This window comes from Pseudoduganella guangdongensis (genome assembly GCF_009857475.1).
Lineage (GTDB): Bacteria > Pseudomonadota > Gammaproteobacteria > Burkholderiales > Burkholderiaceae_D > Rugamonas > Rugamonas guangdongensis.
The window spans coordinates 1-19831 of sequence record NZ_WWCJ01000015.1 but is presented as its reverse complement, the minus strand read 5'-3'; the positions used below and the strand labels follow the sequence as shown (position 1 = coordinate 19831).

Below are 19831 nucleotides of genomic sequence, written 5' to 3'. Positions count from 1 at the left end.
CTGGGGCTCCGGCATATTTGGGTCAGACCCTTGGGTCTGACCCAGACTTACCGGGTTTAAATGCGCATCGGCATAACTACATACTTGAAGTCTGGATTCTCAGGAATCGAGATCAGGGCCGACGAGTTGCTGTCGCCCAGCGCCACGTTGACCTGGTCGCACTTCAGGTTATTCAGCACGTCCAGCAAATAGGTCACGTTGAAGCCGATGTCCACGCTGTCGCCGCCGTAGTCGATTTCCAGTTCTTCGACCGCTTCTTCCTGGTCCGCATTGGTGGAAGAAATCTTCAGCGAGCCCGGGGTGATGATGCAGCGCACGCCTTTGAACTTATCGCTGGTCATGATCGCGGCGCGCTGCAGGGAGCGCAGCAGCTCTTCGCGGCCAATGGTGAAGTTGTTGACGTAGCCTTTCGGGATCACGCGGGTGTAGTCAGGGAATTTGCCTTCCACCAGCTTGGAGATCAGTTCAATGTCCGCGAACTGCAGCTTCACTTGCGAAGCGGCGATGTCCAGCGACACGGCGTCGTCCGACTCTTCCAGCAGGCGTTGCAGCTCGATGATGGTCTTGCGCGGGATGATCACTTCTTCGCGGGCGAAGTTCTGGTCGGTCTCGACCTGGCAGAAAGCCAGGCGGTGGCCGTCGGTCGCCACGGCGATGACTTTGTTACCGTCCAATACCAGCAGCAGGCCGTTCAGGTAGTAGCGAATGTCCTGCTGCGCCATCGAGAAGTGCACCATGTTGAACAGGTGCTTCAGGGTCTTTTGCGGCAGCTGGAAGCTGGCGTTGAAGCTCTCTGCCTGCTGCACGGTCGGGAATTCTTCCGCGGCCAGGGTCTGCAGGGCGAAGCGCGATTTACCGCTTTGAACGGTCAGGCGCTTGTTCAGCAGGGTCATGGTCACGTCGCCGGCTTCCGGCAGCGCGCGCAGGATGTCCAGCAGCTTGCGTGCCGCCACCGTGGTGCCGGTGACTTCGGCACCCGAGCCAATGTCTGCCAGCGTGGTGATTTGCACTTCCGTGTCGGTGGAGAGGAAAGAGACGCTTTCGCCTTCCTTGCGGATGAGGATATTGGCCAGAATCGGCATAGTGTGCCGACGCTCGACAATACCGCTCACAATCTGCAGTGGCCGGAGAAGCGTGTCTCGGGTGGTTTTGACCAGTTGCATAAATATCCTCAGTTAATGGGTTGTTACGTTAGTTCTTTTGTTAACTTGACAGTATATCAGGCTGAACCCGGTAAACCGGGGTCAGACCCAAGGGTCTGACCCCTTCCTTGCCGAAGTCCGTGGCTTCCGCGCACCGGGGTCTGACCCTGCCGTACCGGGTTAGCCTTTCAGTGTCTGCTCCAGCACATGCAGCTCGTGATTGCACTCCGGGTTCTTGGTGCGATCCGCCGCAATCTTACGCACCGCGTGCAGCACGGTCGTGTGGTCGCGCCCCCCAAACAGCTCGCCGATCTCCGGCAGCGACTTCTGGGTCAATTCCTTGGCCAGGTACATGGCAATCTGGCGCGGGCGGGCGATATTCGCCGGGCGGCGCTTCGAGTACATGTCGGCGACCTTAATGTTGAAGAAGTCCGCCACCGTCTTCTGGATGTTCTCCACAGAGATCTGGCGGTTCTGCACCGACAGCAGGTCCTTCAGCGCCTCTTTCACGATATCGATCGAGATATCCTTGCCGTGGAAACGCGAGTAAGCCAGGATTTTGCGCAGCGCGCCTTCCAGCTCACGCACGTTGGAGCGCAGGTGCTTGGCCACGAAGAAGGCCACGTCGTCGTTCAGGGTCACGCCTTCCGACTTCGCCTTCTTCAGCAAAATCGCCACGCGCATTTCCAGCTCCGGCGGCTCAATCGCCACCGTCAGGCCGGAGTCGAAGCGCGAGATCAGGCGGTCGTCCATGCCGGTGATCTCTTTCGGATACGTATCGGACGTGATGATGATCTGCTTCTTGGCCGCGATCAGCGCTTCGAACGCGTAGAAGAATTCTTCCTGCGTGCGGGACTTCCCGCCGAAGAATTGAATATCGTCGATCAGCAGCATATCCAGCGAGTGGTAATAGTGCTTGAAGTCGTCGAAACCCTTGCGTTGGTAGGCGGTCACTACGTCGCGGACATACTGTTCCGCGTGGATGTAACGGATGCGGGCGCCCGGCTGGTCGGCCATCACCTGGTTGCCAATCGCGTGGATCAAGTGGGTCTTACCCAGGCCTACGCCGCCGTAGAAGAACAGCGGGTTGTACGACACGCCAGGATTGTTCGCCACCTGGATCGCAGCGGCGCGCGCCAACTGGTTGGCCTTACCGGTAACGAAGGAGTCAAACGTCAGGTCCGGGTTGATGCGGCTGTTCTCGCGACCCCTCGGGTTTGAGTATTCGGCGGCGGCGGTGGGAGCGGCGGCGGCGGCCGGCGTTTCCGGGCGGATGTCGCTCAGCGGGCCGGAAATCACCGCCGGTGCGGCGGGCTTTTTCAGCGCATGGGTGCGCGGATCGAGCACGAACTGCACCTCGATCACGGTTTCCCAATACTGGCAGGCCAGGGCCGTGATGCGGCTCGCGAATTGGGTTTTTACCCAATCCAGCTTGAACCGGTTAGGCGCGGCAACGCGCAGCTTGTTATTCTCGAAGTCGAGAGGGACAAGCGGCTTAATCCAGGCACTGAATTGTTGCGGCGTCAGCTCAAGCTCCAACTGCGCGGAGCAGGTCTGCCAGAAAGTTTCCATGAATCTCTATATGCAAAAGGTGTGGGAGGGCGTTCGAATCGCCACACGTAACGCGCTATTCTAGCCGCTAAGTCGGAAGTTATCCACAGGTTAACCAGAATTTTTGCACAAGCGTGCTATGGTTGGCTTTTTCGCAACCACGCCGCTAAGGCGGGGTCAGGCCCAAGGGTCAGACCCTCGGGTCTGACCCAGGTTTACCGGGTTTGGTGGTTGACACCGGGCCCAAAAATCCTGATAATTCTGGGTTCCCCGCCCGTAGTCCGTGTTTTTGCAGATACGATGCGCGGATTTTAGCGGGCAGTGAGATTGGCGCAGTGCGCGAAATGTCATTGGCACCAACATTTTTAGGGACAGCACCGTCCCGATTTTGTATTTTTAAGCGAGACCAACATGAAACGTACTTACCAACCTTCCGTTGTGCGTCGCAAGCGCACCCACGGCTTCCGCGCCCGTATGGCTACCCGTGGTGGCCGTCAAGTCCTGAACGCACGTCGTGCAAAAGGCCGCAAGCGTCTGGCTGTAGTTTAAGCCCGCTTGTACGCTGATCGCGTGGACAGCTGTCAAAACAGCTCGACAGGCGAAGGCAGACACGACTTCGCTCGCGCTCGGCGCATCATAAAAACGGATGAATTTTCATCCGTTTTTAGTTTGCGCCCAACGCAGAAGAGCGCGCACTTCGTGCTCTATACCCGCCAGAATCAGCTGCCGAATGCGCGGCTGGGCATTGTCGTTGCCAAACGCTTTGCACCGCGCGCTGTTACCCGCAACACCATCAAACGCGTTACGCGCGAACTGTTCCGCGTCACCAGCCTGCCCGCCATCGATTGCGTGGTGCGCCTGTCGCGCCCCGTGAATAGCAAAGATGGCCCGGCGACCACCGCCAAGTTGAAGGCCGAACTGCGCCAGGAACTCACGCGCCTGTTCGCCAATGCCAACAAGCCCAGGCCGGCGAAATGAAAACGCTGCTCACGTTCCTGATTCGCGTATATCAAGTGGCCCTCAGCCCGCTGATGGGCCCTCGTTGCCGTTTTTACCCTAGCTGCTCCAACTATGCGCTGGAAGCCCTGCGCGTGCATGGTGCGGCTAAAGGCAGTTACCTGGCCACGCGCCGGGTATGCCGCTGCCATCCCTGGAATGCGGGCGGGGTCGATCCCGTGCCGCCCAAGCACTTCAACCACTCCTGAAGAACCGAATGGATATCAATAAACGCTCAATCCTGTGGATCGTCTTCGCCGTATCGCTGGTTATTCTGTGGAATAACTGGATGGTATCGACTGGTAAGCCGTCCATGTTCGCTCCGGCGCCGGCCAAGCCAGCCGTGGCTTCGGCATCCGCCACCGCCGCCGGCGGCGTGCCTGCCGCAGTTGCCGCCGCTTCGGCCGCGGCCGCCGCCACCGCACCGGCCGGCGATGCTGCCGCCCCGGCACCGATCAAGACTGAAGTGGTGACCATCACCACCGACGTGATGCGCGTGGATATCAACACCCTGGGCGGTGTGATCCAGCGCCTGGAGCTGTTGAAGCATAACGACGGCACCGAAGAGAAGAAGAACCAGCTGCTGTTCCGCCAGGGCGGGAAGCACACCTACCTGGGCGAAACCGGCCTGGTGGGCGCGCCTAACCTGCCAACCCACCTGACCCCGTTCGTGGCCCAGCCGGGCGCGCGCATGCTGAACGATGGCGACAAAGTGCAGCTGGTGCTGGAAGCGGAGCAGGGCGGCGTCAAGCTGGTGAAGACCTTCACCTTCAAGAAGGGCGACTACGTGGTGGACGTGCAGCACGCCGTCACCAACACCAGCGCCGCGCCGCTGTCGCCGCAGCTGTACCTGCAGCTCAAGCACGACGGCTGGGAGCCGGACGGTTCCTCCTGGCTGAATCCTAAATTCATCGCGCCGACCATCTACACGCCGGAAACCAAGTACCAGAAGTACGAGTTCAAGCATATCGAGAAAGACGCCAAGTGGATGGCGGAAAACCCAGGCAAGCCTTCGCCTGCCGAACACGCCAAGAAGTCCAACGATGGCTGGTTCGCGATCACCGAGCACTTCTTCGTGTCGGCCTTCGTGCCGCAGGAAAAGCTGGCGCGCGATATCTTCACCAAGCGTGAGAGCGAGAACATCTACACCGTGGGCGTGGTGCAGCCGCTGGGCGCCGTTGCTCCTGGCGCGACTATCACCAACAACGCCAAGCTGTACGCCGGCCCGCAGGATACCGAGACCCTGGAAAAGGTCGCCGAAGGCCTGGACCTGGTGAAAGACTACGGCATGCTGGCCGTGGTGGCGCGCCCGATGTGGTGGGCCATGGACCAGATCCACGACGTGGTAGGCAACTGGGGCTGGACCATCATCGCCTTCACGGTGCTGATCAAGCTGCTGTTCTTCCCGCTGTCGGCTGCTTCCTTCCGCTCCATGGCGAAGATGAAGCTGGTGACCCCGAAGATGACCGCCATCCGCGAGCGCCACAAAGGCGACCCGCAAAAGATGAACCAGGCCATGATGGAGCTGTACAAAACCGAGAAGATCAATCCTCTCGGCGGCTGCCTCCCGATCCTGGTGCAGATGCCGGTGTTTATCGCCCTGTACTGGGTGCTGAATGCATCGGTTGAAATGCGCGGTGCTCCATGGGCGCTGTGGATCCATGACCTGACCAAGCCGGACCCGTACTTTGTGCTGCCGGTGCTGTACGCGATTTCGATGTACATCACCACCCGCCTGAACCCGCAGCCGGCCGATCCGATGCAGGCCAAGATGATGATGTTCATGCCGATCGCATTCTCGGTCATGTTCTTCTTCTTCCCGTCCGGCCTGGTGCTGTACTGGGTGGTGAATAACCTGCTGTCGATCGCGCAGCAATGGGTCATCACCAAGAAGTTTGAAACTGGCGAAGCCAAGTAACTCATAAAAGCCCGCGCCAGACGCGGGCTTTTTTTTGAACCGGTAAACCGGTGTCTGACCCACAGGGTCAGACACCATTCATGCCGAAGCCGCAGTCCGTTGCGTAGACAGTGTCTGACCCTGCGGGTCAGACACTGGTGTACCGGTTTTAAAGAACACGATCAGCAAAATGAACCTAGACTCATCCCCCATCGCAGCAATCGCCACCGCCCCCGGCCGCGGCGGCATCGGCGTTGTGCGCGCTTCAGGCAAGAACCTGCAAGCGCTGGCGCAAGCCCTGTTCAACGGCGCCGAGCTGAAACCGCGCCACGCCACCTACATTCCCTTCACCCAGGCCGACGGCAGCATCATCGACCAGGGCATCGCGATCTACTTCAAAGGCCCGCACTCCTACACCGGCGAAGACGTGATCGAGCTGCAGGGCCACGGCGGCCCGATCGTGCTGCAAATGCTGCTGCAGCGCGTGCTGCAAGCCGGCCAGGAACTGGGCCTGCGCCTGGCCGAACCAGGCGAATTCACCCGCCGCGCCTACCTGAACGACAAGCTCGACCTGGCACAGGCCGAAGCCGTGGCCGACCTGATCGACGCCTCCACCGAAGCCGCCGCCAAGTCCGCGTCCGCCTCGCTGAGCGGCGCGTTCTCGCAAACCATCCACGCCCTGGTGGAGCGCGTCACCCACCTGCGCATGCTGGTGGAAGCCACGCTCGACTTCCCGGAAGAAGAAATCGACTTCCTGGAAAAGTCCGACGCGCGCGGCCAGTTGAAAGGCATCGTCGAGGCCCTCGACCACGTCTTCAAGCAAGCCTCGCAAGGCGCCCTGCTGCGCGAAGGCCTGAACGTGGTGCTGGTCGGGCAGCCGAACGTGGGCAAGTCCTCACTCCTGAACGCGCTGGCCGGCGCCGATGTCGCCATCGTCACGCCGATTGCCGGCACCACGCGCGACAAGGTGAGCGAGACCATCCAGATCGAAGGCATCCCGCTCAACATCATCGACACTGCGGGCATCCGCGGCCATGACGAGGCGGTGGACGTGGTGGAGCGCATCGGCATCGAGCGCACCTGGGGCGAAGTGGGCAAGGCCGACGTCATCCTGCACCTGCTGGACGCCGACCACGGCCCGACCCGCGCCGACGAGGCGATCGTCGCCAACTTCCCGGCGGGCGTGCCGGTGCTGCGCATCTGGAACAAGATCGACCTGTCGGGCCACAAGCCCTCGGTCGATGCGATGGATGACGCCACCCACATCTACCTGTCCGCCAATGAGAAAACCGGTATCGACCTGCTGCGCGCCGAACTGCTGCGCATCGCCGGCTGGCAGCAAACCGGCGAGTCGCTTTACCTGGCGCGTGAACGGCACCTGATCGCGCTGCGCAACGCCGCCACGCATCTGGACTTCGCCGGCCAGCACGCCGCGCAAACCGACCAATCGCTCGACCTCTTCGCCGAGGAGCTGCGCCTGGCGCAGGTGCAGCTCTCCACCATCACCGGCGAATTCTCGTCGGACGATTTGCTGGGCGTGATCTTCTCGCGCTTCTGCATTGGCAAGTGAGCGTACGCTGACTTTGCTTAAGCCATAGTTGCCAATGCTGCGTGAGAATTGGGTGAGGTGAATCTGCAGTTTCCACCCGAAGGACGGATACCGATGCTAGATGGGATTCGATCTGCGTACCGGTGAAAACATCCCAGGCGCCAGCTGTTAACTCCCTATCGCGCCGGCGCATCCAATTGGAATTTTTTTGTTTCATTTGGTGTGTTGGCGCACGTTGCGTCACCTATGCCACAGATTTAATCCTGCTATTATTTTGTTGAGGCAGGTCATGCTCTTGGCCGGCCGATGCAGTAACCTTGTTTTACCGAGGCTTGCCTGTAAAGGGGAATAACGTGGAGACGCAACAGGAAATCCCACCCGCTGAGAAAGTCGCAGCGGTCGCGCGCCCGAGCGGCGTGCGCCAGTCCTTGCCGCCCAAGGGCTCGTGCTGGTACTGCGAAAAACCGTTGGATGCGGTGCGCCGTTTCTGCGGCAAAGAGTGCGCAGATGCCTTTGACGAAGAGGCGAATTACACCGGTTAGAGTTCCATCTCCAGCGCGTCGAGTGCCGTCTCAAAATCAAATGCATGGGTCGCCGCCGCCACCATCTGGTAGGTGGGCACCCCCAGGGCCGCCGCCAGCACCGGCGCCGATTTTTCCACCAGGTCGATCGCGGCACCATCACCGTCCCGCAGCAACCCTACCAGCTCTTGGAGCAGCGCGCGCAATTGCGCCGCGTCGATGACCGGCGCTTCGCTCGGCGCGACCTGGTCGCCTTGATCATGCAATAGCTGGTCGATGCTGGTGCAGGCTGCGCCCAGTAGCGCATCGAGCTGCGGCAGCAGCGTGCTGCTATCGGCGCCCGCTGCGATGGCGTTTTCCACCTCCACCGCATGGTCGTGCACCTGCTGCGCACCGATCAGCCCGGCCGATCCTTTCAGCGAGTGCGCTGCGAGTTGCGCCTGGCTTTCCAGTCGTTGCAGCAGCAGGACGCGGATGCGTGCGCAGGCGTCGCGGTGGTCCTGCAGGAAGCGGCGCAGGATCTGCAGGTAGAGCGCGCGCTCGCCCATCAGGCGATCCAATCCCTCCTCGGTATCGAGGCATCGGCGTATTGGCGCGTTGGAAACAAGGTTGCTCATCAGGGCAGAATTTAGCACTCCGGCCTGGCGCGGGCTAGGGGGCTGGACCTTATTTTGTCGTAAACGACCAGTTTCGCGCCACGGCTACGCCATCCACCGTGCCGCTGTAGCTCACGTCATAGGTAGTGTTGGCAAGCAGGGTTGTCAGCGGCACAATGGCCGCCACCTGCGGCTTGGTGTACGAGTCCGTCGCGCTGGACAGCAGGCGCGTGGTCAGCACGGCGCCGTTGCGCGGCTTGATTGTGAAGCTGCTCACCGTGATGCTGGACGAGATATCGGCGTGCACGCTGACTGGGTAGCCCACCGCGTTCTGGTTCGGTACCGGGTCCGGCGATTCGGTATCGCTCAGGAAGATGGTTGGCACCATCACCTGCCCATCGCCGGGGTAAGTCACGATGCGGCCGCGCCCCAGTCCCGGACCGAAACCGCCGCTGGTGGCGAAGTCGGTGGTGAAGTAAGTGTAATTGCCGGAGCTGGTGGAGGCGCCGGTGCCCATTTCCCGGAACACCGGTTCCAGGATCACAAAGCGGTGATAGATCGCGGTGATCAGTTCTTCCGCGTGATAGAAACCGGCGCGGTCGCCCGCAGCGGAAATCACCTCGCCGAACGCGTAAGGATTGGACAGGGTGTAGCCCGCCGCCGTAATGCGGTTCTGCAGCGTGGCGCCGGTATAGCCCGGGTTGCCCGGCACCTGGTCGTGCGACACCGTGTTATTCAGGCGCAGGTAGTTGGAGTGGCCAAGGGCGGCGGCGTCCAGCCGCGCGTTGCGCGTCAGGGTGGACAGACCAATGCCCGTGCGGCGGTAGTTGAACCAGTTGAAGCCATCCAACGCCGTATCGCCGGTGGCGACAGGCGCGCCGGGCGGCGTGACAGGCGGTGTTACGGGAGGCGTAACCGGAGGCGTGACGGGCGGGGTATTCGTCCCGGAGCCGCCGCCGCCGCATGCCACCAGCAAGGCAGCGAGCAAGAAAGTGAGCGAGCGCATGATTGACTTCTCCATTCGCCGATTCTATGCCAATTTCCTACAGGATGCGTTTCTTTTCGGGCGGGGTAAAATAGGCATACCATTTCTTTATCATTGCCAGAATTTGAATACTCCACGTCAACAGCGCCTGCAGCGTGCCAAATTTGCGTTACCGAGTTCGGTGACCTTGCTTTCCATCGCCTGCGGCTTTGCCAGCATTGTGATCTCGGTCGATAACGCCCACTACGGCTTCGCCCAGGATTACCGCCTGGCCGCCTTCCTGCTGGTGCTGGCGGGGATCTTCGATGCCCTGGACGGCTTTGTGGCGCGCGCCACCGGCACCAGTTCCGAGTTCGGCGTGCAGCTCGATTCGATTGCGGATGTGATGAATTTCGGCTGCGCGCCGGCGGTGCTGCTGTATTGCTACGGCTTTGTGCAGATGGGGCCTGCGGACCCGACCCTGCTGCGCATTGGCGGCATTGCGGCTTTCTTCTTCGTCGCTTGCGGGGCCTTGCGCCTGGCGCGCTTCAATGTGAATGTGGGACGCACCGATCCGAAGTATTTTGTGGGCATGCCGATTACGGCGGGTGCCGCCTGCGTGGCGTCCGTGGTGGTGGCGTGGCCGCAGTTCCCGGATACCAAGCTGGAGGGCTACCTGGTGGTGGCGCTGCTGTTCGTGGTGGGGAGCTTGATGGTGTCCACCATTCGCTTCCCTAGCTCGAAGCAGAAGAAGAGCGCGGCGGCGCTGGTGCTGCTGGCGGTGAATGTGGGGCTGCTGGTGTGGCTGCGGGCTTACTACTTTGTGCTGTTCTTTGTGGTGTACATCGCGGTGACCGTGGCGCTGAACCTGGCGTGGCGCAGCGGCTGGAAGGGGATTGCACCGCCGCAGGTGTTTAACGACGATTAAAACCGTTACACCAGTACCTGACCCTGTGGGTCAGGTACTGGTTACTGGTTTTAGGCCACCTCGTGCCCGCGCGCGGCGCGCAGGATCTCAAACCATTGCGGTTTGCTCAACTGGAACTGTGTCGCCTCCACTGCCACCTTGATCGACTCAAGACGGCCGGAGCCCGTGAGAGGCACCGGTTTGCAAGGCAGCTGCATAATCCAGGCAAACACCACGCTCGCAAACGGACGATTCAACTCGTCCGCAATCTGTTTGATCTTCAAGCGCAGGCGCTCGCCCTGCTCATCGCCGGCAGTGAACAAACGCCCACCGCCCAGCGGCGACCAGATCATCGGCCGCACAGCCAGGTCCTGCAGCCCATCGAATGTCTCATCGAACAGCGGCGCCAGGTGCAGCGGCGAAAACTCCACCTGATTGGTCGCCAGCGGAATACGCTTATGCAGCATCTCGAACTGGTGGCGCGAGAAGTTCGACACGCCGAACTCCTTCACTTTGCCTTCTGAACGCAAGCGCTGGAAGGTCGCCGCCACTTCATCGAAATCCATCAAGGGATCCGGGCGGTGGATCAGCAGCAGGTCCAGATAGTCCGTGCGCAGCTCCTTCAGCGAATTTTCCACCGACGCCACGATATGCCCGGCGCTGGTGTCGTAATGCTGGATGGAGTGCGTCGGGCGGCGGCCGGACACCAGCTTGATGCCGCACTTGCTCACCAGCTGGATCTGCGCGCGCAGCGCAGGCTTCAACGCCAGCGCCTCGCCGAACAACCCCTCCACGCCATAGCCGCCGTAGATGTCTGCATGGTCGAAGGAAGTCACGCCCAGCGCCATGCACTGCTCAATGAAATCCAGGCGCTGCTGCGGCGTCATGTCCCACTCGGACATGCGCCACATGCCCGCCACCACGCGGGAGAGGTTGAGCTGCGCCATTATTTCAGCCACAGGCGCACGGAATCCCATGCGCGGCCAAAGATCGACGCCTGCTCCACGGTCTGCAGCGCCACCACCGGCAGTTCCAGCAGGGGCTTACCGTCCACCATCATCTTCAGGGTGCCGACGCGGGTATTGGCCGCCACCGGCGCCACCAGCGGGTCCTTGCGCTCCAGCACAGGCTTCATCTTGGCCGCCACGCCCTTCGGCACGGTGACCAGCACGTCGCTGGTAAAGCCGATCTTCAGGTTCGACTGCGAGCCCTTCCAGATTTCCGGCGAATCGATCGCCTGGCCCTTGGAGTACAGCTTCACGGTGTCGAAGTTCTGGAAGCCCCAGTTCAGCAGTTTCTGGCTTTCGGCAGTACGGGTGCTGTCCGAGTTCGTGCCCATGACCACGGAGACCAGGCGGCGCTCCAGGTTGCCCGCCGGGCGCTTGGCGGAAGCCACCATGCAGTAGCCGGCCGATTCGGTGTGGCCGGTCTTCATGCCATCCACGGTTGGGTCCAGCCACAGCAGGCGGTTGCGGTTCTGCTGGGTGATCTTGTTGTAGGTGAAGCTCTTCACCGAATCGATCTTGTAGTACTCAGGGAAGTCCTGGATCACATGGCGCGCCAGGATCGACAGGTCGCGCGCGGTGGTGAAGTTGTCCGGCGACGGCAGGCCGTGCGGATTGGCGAAGCGCGAATTGGCCATGCCCATGCGCTGTGCTTCGCGGTTCATCAGGGTGACGAAGGCCGCCTCGTCGCCGGCCACGGCTTCCGCCAGCGCAACGGCGGCGTCATTGCCGGATTGGACCATCAGGCCGTGCAGCAGGTCGTTGATCGACACCGGGGTGGCCGGGTCGATGAACATCTTGGACGAGCTGGAGTCCACTTTCCAGGCCTTGACCGACACATTCACCTTCTGGTCGATGGCCAGCTTCTTGTCGCGCAATGCCTGGAAGGTCAGGTAGGCGGTCATTATCTTGGTGAGCGAGGCCGGTTCCACGCGCGCGTCCGGGTCCTGGGCGGCAATCACTTGCCCGCTGGTGGAGTCCAGCAGCAGCCAGGATTTGGCGGCGATGGTCGGCGGCGGCAGGGTTTGCGCCACCGCGGAAGTCATGAGCAGCACACTGGTTGCCAGTGCAGCGATGATCTTTTTCATTGGTGCTTATTTCGTAGGGGGGTTAAAAATAGTCAGGCTTTCTGGCCCCACAAGGCGATCACCCAATTCTTGATGTGACCGAGCTTGCGGTGGAAGAAATGGTCCGCGCCGGGAATCACGATCACAGGAATGTCCTGCGGGCGCGCGTAATCCAGCACGTCGATCAGCGGAATGGTTTCGTCATTCTCGCCGTGGATCAGGATAGTGTCGGCCGGCACGTCGGCAAGCTGCCACTTGCCTGCGGCGGTGCCCACCAGCACCAGGCGTTCCGCCGGGGTGCCGGCGGCGGCCAGGCGCTGCGCCAGGTGCGACTGCACGAAGGTGCCGAACGAGAAGCCGGACAGCGCTACCGGCAGGCCGGGGTACTGCTGCACCATGTGCTGGTACAGGATCATCATATCGTCGGTCTCGCCCAGGCCGTGGTCATGCACGCCTTCCGACGCGCCCACGCCGCGGAAGTTGATGCGCGCCGCCACATAGCCCATGGTGACAAAGGTGCGCGCCAGCGTTTGCGCAACCTTGTTCTCCATGGTGCCGCCGTACAACGGGTGCGGGTGGGCCACCAGGGCGATGCCTTTCGGCGCGCCGGCAGGTAAGTCGATCAGGCCCTCCATCAGGCCGGCGCCGCCCTGCAGCGTAAACTTCTCGGAAAACTTGTTCATCATTTGATTTTCAGACGCTCTACTTCTTTGCCGTTGACCAGGTGGCTGTCGATGATTTCGTCGATGTCGCTGGTGTCAACGTAGGTGTACCAGGTGCCTTCGGGGTAAACCACGGCGACCGGGCCGTGCTCGCAGCGGTCCAGGCAGCCGGCCTGGTTGATGCGCACTTTGCCGGCGCCGTTCAGGTTCAGCTCCTTGCAGCGCTTCTTGGCGTGCTTCTGCGCCGCTTCCGCGCCGCGCGGGCCGCAGCTTTCGCGGCCATCATCACGGTGGTTCATGCAGAAAAACACGTGATGCTTGAAGTATTGGTTGTCGCTCATGTGGTGCCTCGAATTGAATGCAGGCGCTTATTTTACCGGGGTTTCCTTATTCAGCTTGTGCGATGGCAGGCAAAGGTACCAGAGGGTCGCCAGCGGCCACGCCAGCGACAGGAACTGGCCCGCCCCGTAAAAGTTCAGGAATTTGCCTTGCACCCAATTTTGCAGCGTCTCGCTGAAGTAAGGGTTAACCGGCGTGGTATTGACGATTAAAAGGCTGAGCAGCAAGGTGGCCACCGCCAGCCGGCGCTGCGCTGCCTGGGGGGCGAAAATCAGGCCGCCCAGCATGATTACGCCGATCAGGAAGCCGCCCTGTGCGCCGGGGGTGATCCAGGCAAAGGCGTTGTCCGGGCCGAATTGCAGCGCGGTGGAAAGGGTTTTCACCAGCACCGCAGCCGCTACCAGCAAAGCCACCAGCGGCGCGCGCGGGGCCGGCTTGCGCAGGATGCAGAGCAGGGCCAGGGCCGCGCCCACCATGCCGCAGGCTGTCACAATGGTCTCGGACAGCCAGTACTGCTCCACCGTCAGCGCAACGTCGGGGCGCACCAGGGCTGCCAGGTCGATCTCCATATCCAGCAGCTCGCTCAGCCACTCGGACAGGATGGGCAGCAGCTGGCCCAGGCCGAACAGGAAACTTTGCGGATAGATCTGCGCCAGCGGCCAGAGCGCCACCAGCACCAGGCCCTGGCTGGCGTGCTGGGCGAACCAGCGCTGGCGCAGCTTGTACAAATGGCTGGTGTCCATCAGCTTGCGCGCCGTCAGCGCGCCGATGAAGGCGCCCACGGCGGTGCCCGCGCTATTGGTGTAGAAGTCCAGGTTGGAGGAAACGCGCGTCGGCAGGTAGGTCTGCACCGCCTCCATCGCGCCGGATACCATCATGCCGGCCAGGCTGGCCAGCAGGAAGGCCCAGAAGCCGGTCACCTTCGGCCGCATGGCGTACACCAGCAGCATACCGAACGGGATATAGCCGATCACGTTGATGCCGGCGTCGAACACCGTCCAGTAGCGCGGCAGCGAGGTCCACTCCAGGAAGATCAGCGGCGACAGGCCCTGGTTCTGCCAGCCGGAGAAGGGGAACCAGCTGGCGTACACGATCAGCATGGTGTAGGCCGCCAGGGTGGCGCGCGCGACGGGCGAACCGGTGCGCGCGGGCGGCTTCGCTTCCGGCGGGCGCCCTGGGGCCGGGGCTGGGGCGGGCGCGTCTTCCATCATCGATTACTGCTGCGGCAGGGACGCCAGCCAGGACAGGATGTCGGCGGCAATGGCGTCGGTGCCCTCGGCCAGCGCGCTGGCGCCGCCCGCCGCGTCGGCGCTCGGCGCGCGCGCGGTGCGGGTAAAGGTGCGCTGGTCCACCAGCTTGTGGTTGCGGAAGACCGATGCGCGCAGGGTGATGCTGGCGCTGCTCTGGGTGGCGCTGTCGAAGTTCTGCGAGAATTCGTCGGCCTCCAGGCGCAGCAGGGGCAGGCCGCCGGCGGAATCGGTGGTCGACACCACCTTCACCCCGGACTGGGCGATGCGCGACTTCAGGCGCTGCGACATCAGCTGCAAGGGCGTTGCCGCCCACGTGTTGTAGGCATAGGGGCGCGACTGGCGCGCGTCCGCGTACATCAGGCGGTAGAACATGCGCTGCGAATCCAGCGAGGCAGGCCCGCTCACGTCCGCCACCACGATCGCCGGCAGCGCCGCCGTGCCGGCGGCCTGCTGCGGCGGCCCGAGCGGCCCGAAGTCGAACGCGGTGGGTTGCGGGCCTTTGCTGGCGCACCCCGCCAGCACGGCAGCGGCGGCAATGGTAATGAGGATGGTCTTCTTCATGCGGTTTCCTTATTTGCCCTTGGGATCAAAACCCGGCTCCCCCGGCCCTGGCGGTGTGCCCGGCGCGCCGAACAAAATGCTCTGCGGCCGGTCGTTCAGGTTATTCATGGTGCGGCGGATCGCCCGCATCGACGACTTGGTTTCATCCGCCAGCCCGGTCACGCCGGGCAGGGTCTCCAGCTCGATCCCGCTGGCCACCGCTTCGACCGAGGTCACAGCCCGGTCCACGGAAGCGCTAATGCGCTGCACCGCGCCATCCGGGCCCTGCAGCGTGCGCACCACCTTGCTCGCCTCGCTGGCCAGGGTATCGACCGAACGCAGGGTATGTTCGCCGCGCTCCACCAGCGCCGGCACCTTCTGCACCGCCGGCTCCAGCTGCGCCGCCAGGTCCTTGTAGGAACGCGCCGCCTCGCTCACGTCGCTGAACGCCCCCACCATGGCCTTCTGGTTGGCAGGGCTGAGCAGGGTATTCAGCTTCTTGGTCACTTCCTCCGCCTGGCCCAGGATCGCCGTGCCGCGCTTCTCGAGCTGGTCGAACAGCCCCGGTTGCAGCGGAATGGCGCTGGGATTGCCCTTGGCCGTCGCCAGGCGCGGCGAACCCACCGATTCATCATCCAGCTGGATGTAGGCGATGCCGGTTACGCCCTGGTAGCCCAGCGTCGCATAAGTCGTCTTGGTAATCGGCGTTGCCGGATCGATGCTCAGGTGGATCAGGATCTGCCCCGCCATCTTCGGATCGAAATCGATTTCGTCCACCTTGCCCACTTCCAAGCCCCGGTAGCGCACCGCCGCCTGCGGGTTCAGGCCGGGGATCGACTGCGTCGTCGCAATCAGGTAAGGCTCGTACTGCACCCGGTCGCGGTTGAACCAGATGCCGAACAGCACCGCCGCGATCAGCAGCGTGATCGTGAACAGCCCAGTCATCAAAGCGTGCGATCTGTTTTCCATGCCTTGCTCCTTACTCCAGGGCCTCAAGCGCGCGTTTGCCGCGGTCGCCCAGGAAGAATTCCTTGATAAACGGATGATCGGTCTTGATCACCTCGCGCGTTGGCCCGATGGCCAGCACATGCTTTTCCGCCAATACTGCAATGCGCGTGGACAGCGCAAACAGCGTATCCAGGTCGTGCGTCACCATCACCACGGTCAGGCCCAGCTCACGGTGCAGCGATTTGATCAGCGACACAAAGCTCTCCGACAGGTCCGGGTCCAGGCCGGCTGTCGGCTCGTCCAGGAACAGCAGTTTCGGCTCCAGCGCCAGGGCGCGCGCCAGCGCCACCCGTTTGATCATGCCGCCCGACAGGTCGCTCGGCATCTTGTTCGCATGCTCCGGACCCAGGCCCACCATATTCATCTTCAGCAGCACCGCATCGCGGATCAGGCGGGCGGGCAGGGTGCCCAGCTCCTGCATCGGTTGCGCGATATTCTCAAACACGGTCAGCGCCGAATACAGCGCGCCCTGCTGGAACAGCATGCCCCAGTGGTTGCGCAGCTCCTGCAGGTGGCTGGACGACGCCGTGGTGATATCCTCGCCGAAGATGCGCACGCACCCTTTGGATGGACGCTCCAGCCCCAGCATCTGCCGCAGCAGCACGGTCTTGCCGGTGCCCGAACCGCCCACGATGGACAGGATCTCGCCCTGCTCAATGGTCAGGTTCAGGTCATTGTGGATGACCGTGCGGCCGAATTTGGTCTGCAGGTTGGTGATTTCCACCACCGGCACGCTGCCGTCGAGGGTCAGCCCGCCCTCGCCGTCCGGGCAACCGCAATTCTCTTCGGGCAGCTCGTTCATCGGTAGCCCACTCCATTGAAGACGATCGCAAACACCGCGTTCGCCAGGATCACCACCGTAATCGCCGTCACCACCGAGGTGGTTGTGCCGCGCCCCAGGCTTTCCGTGTTCGGCTTGATGCGCAAGCCGAAGTGGCAGGACACCATCGCAATCAGCATGCCGAACACCGCGCCTTTGAACAGGCCGATGTAATAGTTCGCCAGCGGCACCGCATCGGGCAGCTTTTGCACGAAGTAGCGCATGGACAGGTTCAGTTCCACCTTGGCCGCGATCATGCCGCCTAACAGCGCCGCCGCATCGGTCCAGATCACCAGCAGCGGCATCGACACCGCCAGTGCAATCACTTTCGGCAGGATCAGGCGGTAGCCGTGCGAAATGCCCATCACCAGCATGGCATCCAGCTCCTCCGTCACCCGCATCACGCCCAGTTGCGCCGTGATCGCCGAGCCGGAGCGGCCCGCCACCAGGATCGCCGCCATCAGCGGCCCCAGTTCGCGGATGACCGACATGCCAAGCAGGTTGACCAGATAGATATCGCCGCCAAAATTGCGCAGCTGCTGCGCCGACAGATAGGACAGCACCACGCCGATCAAAAAGCCCACCAGCGCGGTGATGCCCAGCGCCTGGAAGCCGGCATGGAAGATGTTCGCCGAGATTTCGCGCCACGGCCCGCGCATCGGGTTGGCGGCAAAGCGGCCCAGGTCCTGCACCACGGAGCCGATCAGCTTCACGAAGCCCTGCATATGTTCCAGGAAGTGCAGGATGCCGAAGCCCAGCGTCGTCACCCAGCCCAAATGCTCCTTGCGCGGGCGCGGGCATTCCAGCTTGCCGGTCGACTCGATGCGTTTAAAGATTTCGTCCTGGCCGTTGACCAGTTTCAGTTTGGCGGGCCGCTTATAGTCCCAGGCGCCCCACAACAGCTGCGCGCCGACGTGATCGAGCATGTCAATATCGCTCAAATCCCATTCAACGGCATCGATATCGCGCACCTGGCCCAGGCAGCCCGAAATGGCCTTCATCACCCGCTTGCTCGCAAGCGCATGCACTTGCCAGGTTCCCCGGGCGAATACCGTGCGCCCGTCTGGGCTGACAGATAACGTTGGCTCTTGAGCAATAGGCATGCCGCCAGTGTAAAAGAGATTCGTTTCCCGCGCCACCCGTGACAGGGTGGGTCAGGCCGCCAAATGCCTCACCTGCCGCGCCGGCGCCGCAGAAGCCTGAGCCACCGCCTTCTGCCGCACCCCATGCCCATCGCGCGCCAGCAGCTCCGAAATATCCCCGGCCTGCATGCCCGCTTCGCCCAGCCAGCGCCCTACCATCACCGCCAGCCGATCCAGCGCAATGCGATGCGTCGCATCCGTATTGGCGTACAGCCAGTCCGAAAACGCCATAAACGATTTGAACGGCGCCGCCCCCAGCAGCACCGGCACGGTATGGGTAAAGCGCCCCGAATTCGCCACCAGGTCCCAGTAGCGCGCAAAGCGCACCAGCCGCTGCATGGTCGAAAAATCAATATCCCGGTTCGCCAGGATCGTATACGGCGGGAACGGGTCGTACACCATGCCGAATTCCTGGGTATGGCGGATGATCGGCGTGCCCCGCAGGCGCTTCAGGATACCGAACTGGATTTCATGCGGCCCCAGCGCCCACAGCTTATCGAAGCCCTCCGCAAAGCTATCCACCGTCTCACCCGGCAAGCCCGCGATCAAATCCACATGCATATGGACGCTCGAGTGCTCGCACAGCCAGCGGATATTGTCCGCCGCCTTGGCGTTATCCTGTTTGCGCGAGATATTCGCCTGCACCACGGGGTTAAAGCTCTGGATGCCGATTTCAAACTGCAGCGTCCCCGGCGGGAACTTCGCAATGCCTTCCTTGAGCGCATCCGGCAGATGGTCCGGCACCAGCTCAAAGTGCGCGTAGACCGGATCATCCGGCGCCGCCGCCAGCTTATCCAGGAAGAATTGCATGATCTTCAGGCTGGTCTTGATATTCAGGTTGAAGGTGCGGTCGACAAATTTGAAGGTGCGCGCACCGCGCGCATACAGCGCCTCCATCTCCGCCAGGAAGGCGTCGATGCCGAAAGGCCACGCAGTCTTGTCCAGCGAAGACAGGCAGAACTCGCACTTGAACGGACACCCGCGCGAAGCCTCCACGTACAAGGTGCGGTGCGCCAGGTCCTCATCCGAATAAAGGGAGTAGGGCAGCTTGATCTCCGCCATCGGAGGCTGCACGCCCGCATGCACCTTCATCAAAGGCTTCGGCCCGTTCAGGATCTCGCCGCACAGCTTAGGGAAAGTCACATCGCCCCAGCCGGTCACCACATAGTCCGCCAGGCGCGTGATTTCCTGCTCGCCCGTCTCATAAGACACTTCCGGCCCGCCCAGCACCACCACCACATGCGGCGCCACGCGCTTGAGGGTCGCCACCAGGCGGCAGGCCTCCTCCACATTCCATATATAGACACCAAAGCCGACGATCTTCGGCTGTGTTGCCAGGATGCGTTCCACCATCTCGGTCGTCTTCGCCCCGATGACAAATTCCTGGATGCGCGTTTGCGCCTGCAGCTCGCCCATATTGGCAAGCAGGTAGCGCAGCCCGAGCGAAGCATGGGTGTAACGGGCGTTAAGAGTAGTGAGCAGGATCGTCATGATGAAACCGGAATCGCGAAACCTCACATTTTACCCTTGCGCGAAGGGCGCCGCTCCGTTATAGTTCTGTCCCTCGCAACGCACCGCAGACAAAACTGCAGAGTGAAGCGAGAAAAAGAAGGGGTTGACGAGTTGCACGCTGTACCGCATAATCTCGCCTCTCTGCTGCTGACGAACACAACGCTTCGTCGAACAAACAGGCAGCGATCTTTAAAAATCAACAGTCGATAAGTGTGGGCGTTTGACGATATGCCCGGACCTTCGGGTCCGATGCTCAAAATATACGTTATAACGCTCGCACAAAATATATTAAACGTAATCTCGAAAGAGATTCGTCAGTATTTTGAGTGAGTGACCTCGGTAGCAATACCGAAAAACAGAGATT

The 19831-nt window shown here is 62.0% G+C and carries 21 protein-coding genes; 7 read left to right on the top strand and 14 right to left on the bottom strand.

Annotated elements, in window-relative coordinates; translation table 11 throughout:
• Nucleotides 1-56: 56 nt before the first annotated feature.
• On the bottom strand, nucleotides 57-1163 hold the full coding sequence (gene dnaN / locus GTP41_RS19265; RefSeq protein WP_161027201.1) for a DNA polymerase III subunit beta: 1107 nt from the start codon (nucleotides 1161-1163) through the stop codon (nucleotides 57-59).
• 159 nt (nucleotides 1164-1322) lie between these two features.
• Nucleotides 1323-2714: a chromosomal replication initiator protein DnaA gene (dnaA, locus tag GTP41_RS19260; protein ID WP_161027200.1), complete on the bottom strand. Its 1392-nt coding sequence runs from the start codon at nucleotides 2712-2714 to the stop codon at nucleotides 1323-1325.
• A 390-nt stretch (nucleotides 2715-3104) separates the two neighbouring features.
• Between dnaA and rpmH the strand changes: the two genes are divergently transcribed.
• From rpmH to GTP41_RS27180, 6 genes are all read left to right on the top strand, one after another.
• Nucleotides 3105-3242 (top strand): 50S ribosomal protein L34, encoded by a 138-nt coding sequence (gene rpmH, locus GTP41_RS19255; RefSeq protein ID WP_078035393.1) that lies wholly within the window; start codon nucleotides 3105-3107, stop codon nucleotides 3240-3242.
• Between the two features lie 21 nt (nucleotides 3243-3263).
• On the top strand, nucleotides 3264-3671 hold the full coding sequence (rnpA, locus tag GTP41_RS19250; RefSeq protein WP_161027289.1) for a ribonuclease P protein component: 408 nt from the start codon (nucleotides 3264-3266) through the stop codon (nucleotides 3669-3671).
• Nucleotides 3668-3898 (top strand): membrane protein insertion efficiency factor YidD, encoded by a 231-nt coding sequence (gene yidD, locus GTP41_RS19245; protein ID WP_161027199.1) that lies wholly within the window; start codon nucleotides 3668-3670, stop codon nucleotides 3896-3898. The genes rnpA and yidD overlap by 4 nt, the downstream gene beginning before the upstream one ends.
• A gap of 8 nt (nucleotides 3899-3906) precedes the next feature.
• Nucleotides 3907-5607, top strand: coding sequence for a membrane protein insertase YidC (gene yidC, locus GTP41_RS19240; RefSeq protein WP_161027198.1), 1701 nt, complete (start codon nucleotides 3907-3909; stop codon nucleotides 5605-5607).
• Between the two features lie 169 nt (nucleotides 5608-5776).
• Nucleotides 5777-7156, top strand: coding sequence for a tRNA uridine-5-carboxymethylaminomethyl(34) synthesis GTPase MnmE (gene mnmE / locus GTP41_RS19235; protein ID WP_161027197.1), 1380 nt, complete (start codon nucleotides 5777-5779; stop codon nucleotides 7154-7156).
• A 332-nt stretch (nucleotides 7157-7488) separates the two neighbouring features.
• The gene (locus GTP41_RS27180; RefSeq protein ID WP_202419812.1) at nucleotides 7489-7677 is read left to right on the top strand and encodes a hypothetical protein; all 189 of its coding nucleotides are present in this window, start codon (nucleotides 7489-7491) and stop codon (nucleotides 7675-7677) included.
• On the opposite strand, the gene GTP41_RS19230 is transcribed toward GTP41_RS27180, so the two are convergent.
• Nucleotides 7674-8216, bottom strand: coding sequence for an Hpt domain-containing protein (locus tag GTP41_RS19230; RefSeq protein ID WP_161027196.1), 543 nt, complete (start codon nucleotides 8214-8216; stop codon nucleotides 7674-7676). The two genes, GTP41_RS27180 and GTP41_RS19230, sit on opposite strands and share 4 nt — an antisense overlap.
• Before the next feature lie 106 nt (nucleotides 8217-8322).
• On the bottom strand, nucleotides 8323-9258 hold the full coding sequence (locus GTP41_RS19225) for a CAP domain-containing protein (protein WP_229502970.1): 936 nt from the start codon (nucleotides 9256-9258) through the stop codon (nucleotides 8323-8325).
• 127 nt (nucleotides 9259-9385) lie between these two features.
• Here GTP41_RS19225 and pssA point away from each other — a divergent pair, with 127 nt between their 5' ends.
• The gene (gene pssA / locus GTP41_RS19220; protein ID WP_229502973.1) at nucleotides 9386-10144 is read left to right on the top strand and encodes a CDP-diacylglycerol--serine O-phosphatidyltransferase; all 759 of its coding nucleotides are present in this window, start codon (nucleotides 9386-9388) and stop codon (nucleotides 10142-10144) included.
• Nucleotides 10145-10194: 50 nt separating this feature from the next.
• Here pssA and GTP41_RS19215 read toward each other — a convergent pair whose 3' ends face one another.
• From GTP41_RS19215 to GTP41_RS19170, 10 genes are read right to left on the bottom strand one after another with little or no spacing between them, the layout of a single operon-like run.
• Nucleotides 10195-11070 carry an aldo/keto reductase gene (locus GTP41_RS19215; RefSeq protein ID WP_229502969.1) on the bottom strand — a complete coding sequence of 292 codons (876 nt, stop codon included), beginning with the start codon at nucleotides 11068-11070 and terminating at the stop codon, nucleotides 10195-10197.
• A complete protein-coding gene (locus GTP41_RS19210; RefSeq protein WP_161027193.1) occupies nucleotides 11070-12215 on the bottom strand; it encodes a D-alanyl-D-alanine carboxypeptidase family protein in 1146 nt (381 codons plus the stop codon). Before GTP41_RS19210 ends, GTP41_RS19215 begins: the two co-directional genes overlap by 1 nt.
• A 32-nt stretch (nucleotides 12216-12247) precedes the next feature.
• Nucleotides 12248-12877 (bottom strand): alpha/beta hydrolase, encoded by a 630-nt coding sequence (locus GTP41_RS19205; protein ID WP_161027287.1) that lies wholly within the window; start codon nucleotides 12875-12877, stop codon nucleotides 12248-12250.
• Nucleotides 12877-13197 (bottom strand): (2Fe-2S) ferredoxin domain-containing protein, encoded by a 321-nt coding sequence (locus GTP41_RS19200; protein ID WP_161027192.1) that lies wholly within the window; start codon nucleotides 13195-13197, stop codon nucleotides 12877-12879. Before GTP41_RS19200 ends, GTP41_RS19205 begins: the two co-directional genes overlap by 1 nt.
• A 27-nt stretch (nucleotides 13198-13224) precedes the next feature.
• On the bottom strand, nucleotides 13225-14403 hold the full coding sequence (locus GTP41_RS19195) for a VanZ family protein (protein ID WP_161027286.1): 1179 nt from the start codon (nucleotides 14401-14403) through the stop codon (nucleotides 13225-13227).
• 6 nt (nucleotides 14404-14409) lie between these two features.
• The gene (locus tag GTP41_RS19190) at nucleotides 14410-15006 is read right to left on the bottom strand and encodes an ABC-type transport auxiliary lipoprotein family protein (RefSeq protein ID WP_161027191.1); all 597 of its coding nucleotides are present in this window, start codon (nucleotides 15004-15006) and stop codon (nucleotides 14410-14412) included.
• 9 nt (nucleotides 15007-15015) lie between these two features.
• Nucleotides 15016-15954, bottom strand: coding sequence for an MlaD family protein (locus GTP41_RS19185; RefSeq protein ID WP_161027190.1), 939 nt, complete (start codon nucleotides 15952-15954; stop codon nucleotides 15016-15018).
• 10 nt (nucleotides 15955-15964) lie between these two features.
• Nucleotides 15965-16795, bottom strand: coding sequence for an ABC transporter ATP-binding protein (locus GTP41_RS19180; RefSeq protein ID WP_161027189.1), 831 nt, complete (start codon nucleotides 16793-16795; stop codon nucleotides 15965-15967).
• Nucleotides 16792-17916 carry an MlaE family ABC transporter permease gene (locus tag GTP41_RS19175; protein WP_161027188.1) on the bottom strand — a complete coding sequence of 375 codons (1125 nt, stop codon included), beginning with the start codon at nucleotides 17914-17916 and terminating at the stop codon, nucleotides 16792-16794. Before GTP41_RS19175 ends, GTP41_RS19180 begins: the two co-directional genes overlap by 4 nt.
• Before the next feature lie 51 nt (nucleotides 17917-17967).
• Nucleotides 17968-19446, bottom strand: coding sequence for a B12-binding domain-containing radical SAM protein (locus tag GTP41_RS19170; protein WP_161027187.1), 1479 nt, complete (start codon nucleotides 19444-19446; stop codon nucleotides 17968-17970).
• Nucleotides 19447-19831: the final 385 nt, after the last annotated feature.

Bases quoted from the DNA above. Each gene is read 5' to 3' on its own strand.
- dnaN (WP_161027201.1), bottom strand. From the start codon at position 1,163: ATGCAACTGGTCAAAACCACCCGAGACACGCTTCTCCGGCCACTGCAG.
- dnaA (WP_161027200.1), bottom strand. From the start codon at position 2,714: ATGGAAACTTTCTGGCAGACCTGCTCCGCGCAGTTGGAGCTTGAGCTG.
- rpmH (WP_078035393.1), top strand. From the start codon at position 3,105: ATGAAACGTACTTACCAACCTTCCGTTGTGCGTCGCAAGCGCACCCAC.
- yidD (WP_161027199.1), top strand. From the start codon at position 3,668: ATGAAAACGCTGCTCACGTTCCTGATTCGCGTATATCAAGTGGCCCTC.
- yidC (WP_161027198.1), top strand. From the start codon at position 3,907: ATGGATATCAATAAACGCTCAATCCTGTGGATCGTCTTCGCCGTATCG.
- mnmE (WP_161027197.1), top strand. From the start codon at position 5,777: ATGAACCTAGACTCATCCCCCATCGCAGCAATCGCCACCGCCCCCGGC.
- GTP41_RS19225 (WP_229502970.1), bottom strand. From the start codon at position 9,258: ATGCGCTCGCTCACTTTCTTGCTCGCTGCCTTGCTGGTGGCATGCGGC.
- GTP41_RS19215 (WP_229502969.1), bottom strand. From the start codon at position 11,070: ATGGCGCAGCTCAACCTCTCCCGCGTGGTGGCGGGCATGTGGCGCATG.
- GTP41_RS19210 (WP_161027193.1), bottom strand. From the start codon at position 12,215: ATGAAAAAGATCATCGCTGCACTGGCAACCAGTGTGCTGCTCATGACT.
- GTP41_RS19205 (WP_161027287.1), bottom strand. From the start codon at position 12,877: ATGAACAAGTTTTCCGAGAAGTTTACGCTGCAGGGCGGCGCCGGCCTG.
- GTP41_RS19200 (WP_161027192.1), bottom strand. From the start codon at position 13,197: ATGAGCGACAACCAATACTTCAAGCATCACGTGTTTTTCTGCATGAAC.
- GTP41_RS19195 (WP_161027286.1), bottom strand. From the start codon at position 14,403: ATGGAAGACGCGCCCGCCCCAGCCCCGGCCCCAGGGCGCCCGCCGGAA.
- GTP41_RS19190 (WP_161027191.1), bottom strand. From the start codon at position 15,006: ATGAAGAAGACCATCCTCATTACCATTGCCGCCGCTGCCGTGCTGGCG.
- GTP41_RS19185 (WP_161027190.1), bottom strand. From the start codon at position 15,954: ATGGAAAACAGATCGCACGCTTTGATGACTGGGCTGTTCACGATCACG.
- GTP41_RS19180 (WP_161027189.1), bottom strand. From the start codon at position 16,795: ATGAACGAGCTGCCCGAAGAGAATTGCGGTTGCCCGGACGGCGAGGGC.
- GTP41_RS19175 (WP_161027188.1), bottom strand. From the start codon at position 17,916: ATGCCTATTGCTCAAGAGCCAACGTTATCTGTCAGCCCAGACGGGCGC.
- GTP41_RS19170 (WP_161027187.1), bottom strand. From the start codon at position 19,446: ATGACGATCCTGCTCACTACTCTTAACGCCCGTTACACCCATGCTTCG.